At 70.3% G+C, this 428-nt stretch carries 1 protein-coding gene; it reads right to left on the bottom strand.

Features of this window, described 5'->3' with window-relative positions; genetic code table 11:
- Positions 1-428 (bottom strand): AMP-binding protein (locus tag GVL52_RS32270; protein WP_160012759.1); only part of this gene is annotated, 428 nt, incomplete at both ends.

Genomic DNA, 428 nt, shown 5'->3' with positions numbered 1-428 from the left:
GGCCCGTGGTGCCGCTCGTATAGAGGATCGCGGCGAGGTCGCCCGCCGAGCGGGCCGCGGGCGTGTGCTCGTCGCCCTGGTGCGCGGCGCGCTCCAGCAGGCTGCCGTTGCGGTCCTCGCCCAGCGTGAACACGTGCTGCGTGCCGGCGGTGAAGGCGATCTTCGACACCCAGCCGAAATTCGCCGGCGTGCACACCACCACGGCGGGTTCGGCATTGCCGATGAAGTATTCGATCTCGCCGCTCTGGTAGGCCGTGTTCAGCGGCAGGAACACGTAGCCCGCGCGCAGCGTGGCGAGGTAGAGGATCATGGCCTCGACCGACTTCTCGACCTGCACGGCCACGCGGCTGCCTTCGGGTAGCGCGAGCGACGCGAGCAGGTTGGCCATGCGGGCGCTGGCGCGGTCCAGGTCGCGCCAGCTGTAGTGC

The sequence above is a fragment of the Rhizobium sp. 18055 genome (genome assembly GCF_902706285.1).
In the GTDB taxonomy this organism is placed as follows: domain Bacteria; phylum Pseudomonadota; class Alphaproteobacteria; order Rhizobiales; family Rhizobiaceae; genus Rhizobium.
This window is presented reverse-complemented; position numbering and strand designations above follow the sequence as displayed.